The sequence below is a fragment of the Paenalicyclobacillus cellulosilyticus genome, assembly GCF_014647315.1.
In the GTDB taxonomy this organism is placed as follows: domain Bacteria; phylum Bacillota; class Bacilli; order Alicyclobacillales; family Alicyclobacillaceae; genus Alicyclobacillus_J; species Alicyclobacillus_J cellulosilyticus.
Window position 1 is genome coordinate 1 of the sequence record NZ_BMOY01000069.1, and the last position, 4,034, is coordinate 4,034.

2 protein-coding genes are annotated in these 4,034 nt (G+C 63.3%); both read left to right on the top strand.

Going from position 1 to position 4,034, the window contains the following annotated elements:
• Positions 1 to 184 precede the first annotated feature (184 nt).
• Positions 185 to 1,729, top strand: a complete 1,545-nt coding sequence (locus IEX97_RS12690) for a glycosylhydrolase-like jelly roll fold domain-containing protein (protein WP_188883477.1) — start codon at positions 185 to 187, stop codon at positions 1,727 to 1,729.
• Between the two features lie 101 nt (positions 1,730 to 1,830).
• Positions 1,831 to 4,034, top strand: a 2,204-nt coding sequence (locus IEX97_RS12695; protein WP_229776907.1) for a glycoside hydrolase family 2 TIM barrel-domain containing protein, incomplete at its 3' end; no start/stop codon positions are given.

Genomic DNA, 4,034 nt, shown 5'->3' on the forward strand with positions numbered 1-4,034 from the left:
ACCTGGAACAGCGGCTCCGCCTTCTTTTTTACGTCATTTGGGCCAGGTTTCTGGGGTATGGTGGGGCTGGTGGCGGATCACTGAAGCTGGCTTGAACGTTTCTGGAAAGGCCTTCGGGGGAAGATCAGAGCACGAGCATGAGCCGTAGGGGTCAGATGAAAGACTCGTTCAGCAGACCCTATTTATGCCTTCGCCATCCGACGTCGTCCAGACGAGCGAGCGTGTGGCCATGACGTCAGTGAATGGTGCCGAATTCTGCGGGGATGCCATGGCCATTCCATTCGACGGCCCGTGGACGGTCGTGCCTGCAGATTCCTCGTTGGACAAAGAGTGGGGTGTGGGTAGCGAACAAGTACGTCTTCGCATCCCGGTGGCGCGCTTCCGCTCCCAATATGATGACCACTGGGAAACCATCCGATTTTGCAACCGCGAGGAGGAAGCGGGACACTGCGGCAGGTATTTGACGAACTGGCAGGCACGGTGGATCACGCGGCGGGCGTCCTGGCACTGCGACAGCGCGGAACCGGTTTTGTTCTTCCGCAAAAAATTTACCATCGACCGGCCGTTCCAAGAAGCCCGACTGTGCATCACTGCGGTCAATCGGTTTGAGCTCTACGTGAACGGCCATCTCGTCGCAATCGAGAGAGGGTGGGATGACCCGAAGCTCATCGACCTGACGGATCACCTCGTCTTGGGTGAAAACACACTGGCTGTGAAGGTCATGAACGACACCCCAGCCAGCGGCATCAACTTGTTGGCGGTGGAAAGGTTCGATCCTTCATGGTTGACTTCGCTATTATGCCATCTCCGTATCTGGGGGGAAGACATGCCATGGGATATTGTGTCCGACGCGAGCTGGGTGGTGACGAACCGGGAAGATGAAGACTGGATGGCCCCGGACCATCCGGCGGAGCGTCTGGCGGTTCGGGTGGATCCCAAGGAACATGAAGGGTTTTGGCTCGCTACCCCAGGCTGGGTGTACGCCTGGGAGCGAGGCAGACCGCCGCTTTTGCCGTGGGGACACCTGCCGCTGTTTGGCGAGTATGTGCGTTTTCCTGTTCGCTTGACGTATGAAGTCACGCTGCCGCCAGGGACAGAAGCGGTGTTCAGGCCGGACATCCAAGGCGAATGGTCGGCGTGCATCGAGGGTGTACCCGTGACGGATGTGTTGTTGCAGCAGGGTGTTGTACACCTGACACCACGCTCCCATCCGGCTAACTTCACCATCGATGTTATGGCCGAGGACTTTGCGTGTGGTGTGCGAGCGCCCATTGAGATAACGGTAGCCGAGCGGGAAGCAGAGCTAAAGCCATGGGACAGGTGGGGACTTCACTGGTTCTCTGGCCGTGTCATCTACCGTAATGCGTTTTGGTTGCAAGACGCGGATGGGGTCGCGGACAGCGTGGAGCGGCGCGAAGGGGGAAAGCGGCGCGTCGAGCTCGATCTGGGCACGGTGAAGCACCATGCGGAGGTATGGGTGAACGGAAAGTTGGTGCGCGTGCTCCTCTGGCCTCCGTACAGGGTGGACATCTCACACGCGGTGCGGCCGGGCCGAAATGAGGTGTGCATCATCGTGTCGAACTTGATTGCGAACCGCATGCGCTACGGTATCCTCGACGAAGGCCGCGCACTCGGTTGGAACCGGTACTGGATGGAGGACAACATCGACCGGGATAAGCATAATTTGGAATCCGGGCTTCTTGGCCCGGTTCTTATACGAATCGTATGAATGAATTTGTAACCAGATGGTAGAACATCGCAGCTCGTGAAAGGCAGCAAGTATATCATGTTCAATCCATGCTGCGAACTTGTATGAAGGAGGATACAGTGGTGTCACATACATATCAGAACCTCACAGCCTTGCAGGATTGGGAGAACCACCAAGTCTTGCACCGCCACCGTCTGCCCGCACGCGCCTGCTTCGTCCCTTTCTCCGACGAAACCTCGGCGCTCGCCCATGACCGGGCGCTGTCCGACCGTATCATGCTGTTGAACGGGATGTGGAAGTTCCACTACGCCGCGGCGCCCGCGTATGTCCCGGCGGCGTTTGCCGAGCCCGGGTTCGACGCGTCCGACTGGGCGGACCTGCCGGTGCCGTCCCACTGGCAGCTCCACGGCTACGGCCGGCCCCACTACACCAACGTCATCTATCCCTTCCCGGTCGATCCGCCGCGCGTCCCGTCCGACAATCCGACGGGCTGTTACCGCAGGACGTTCATCTTGCCGGAAAGCTGGGCGGGCGACGTCATCCACCTGCGGTTTGAAGGCGTGGACAGCGCGTTCCACGTCTTTGTGAACGGGCAGCTCGCCGGCTACAGCCAGGGCAGCCGCCTGCCGTCCGAGTTCGACATCACCGAGCTCGTCCACCCGGGGGAGAACGTGATCGCGGTGGCGGTGTACCAGTGGTCGGACGGCAGCTATCTCGAGGACCAGGACATGTGGTGGCTGTCCGGCATCTTCCGCGACGTCTATTTGCTGCGGCGCCCGCACCTCCACCTGTGGGACTGGTTTGCGCAGCCGAGCCTCGATGCGGCGTACCGGGACGGCACGCTCGCCGTCACGGCGAAGGTGCGCAACCAAGGGCGCACACAGGTGAGCGGCGCCAGGCTTCATGGCCGCCTGCTTGACGCCTCTGGGCAAGAGGTGGCCGCAGGGGTGAGCGAGGTGCCGGCGGCGGGCCCCGGCCAAGAGGCGGCAGCCGCGCTGTCGCTCGTGGTGCGAGAGCCGCGCAAGTGGTCGGCGGAAGACCCGTACTTGTACCACCTGGTGCTCACCCTGGAGGCGGACGGCCAGGTGCTGGAAGTGGTGGCGGGCCGCGTCGGCTTTCGCCAGATTGAGCTGAAGGGCGGCCAGTTGCTCGTCAACGGCGTGCCCATCCTGTTTCGCGGCGTCAACCGGCACGAGTTCCATCCCGATTTTGGCCGCGCGGTGCCGTACGAGGCCATGGTGGCGGACATCCGCCTGATGAAGCAGCACAACATCAACGCCGTGCGCACCTCGCACTACCCGGACGATCCCCGCTGGTACGACCTGTGCGACGAGTACGGGCTGTACGTCATCGACGAAGCGGACCTGGAGACACACGGCTTCCATCCGCTCGGCGCCTGGAACCGTCTCTCGGACGATCCCGCCTGGGAGGCGGCGTACGTGGACCGCATGGAGCGCATGGTGCACCGGGACAAAAACCACCCGTGCGTCATCCTGTGGTCTCTCGGGAACGAATCCGGGTACGGCCGCAACCACGAGGCCATGGCGGCGTGCGCCCGCGCCATCGATCCCACCCGGCTCATCCACTACGAGGGCGACCGCGAGGCGAAGACGGCGGACGTCGTCAGCACCATGTACACCTCGGTGCCGGAGTTGCGCCAGCTTGGCGAGCGCACCGACATCCCCAAGCCGCACATCCTCTGCGAATACGCGCACGCCATGGGCAACGGGCCGGGCGGGTTGCGTGAGTACTGGGAGGCGTTCTATCAATATCCGCGCCTGCAGGGCGGTTTCGTCTGGGAATGGTGCGATCACGGCATCCGCACCCGCACGCCGGATGGCCGGGAATATTTCGCGTACGGCGGCGACTTCGGCGACGAGCCGAACGACGGCAACTTCGTGATTGACGGGCTCGTCTTTCCGGACCGCGTCCCGTCGCCGGGGCTCATCGAGTACAAAAAGGTGATTGAACCGGTGCACGTGACGCCGGTGGACCTGGCGGCAGGCGTTATTCGTGTCCACAACCGCTACGACTTCCTTTCGCTCGACCACCTGGTGATGGTCTGGAGCATCGAGGCGGAGGGGCGCGTGGTGCAGTCGGGGACGGCGGCGCTGCCGCACATCCCGGCCGGGGTGTCGGCAGAGGTGCGGCTGCCGTACCGGTGGCCGGCGGCTGCGGTGCCTGGGTGTGCGCAGCCCGGGGGCGCGCAGGGCGAGCATTGGCTGCATGTGCGCTTCCTGCTGGCCGCGGCCACGCCCTGGGCGGACGCCGGACACGAGGTGGCGTGGGCCCAGTTGGCGCTGCCGGCGGCGGCAGGCGCGGCTGC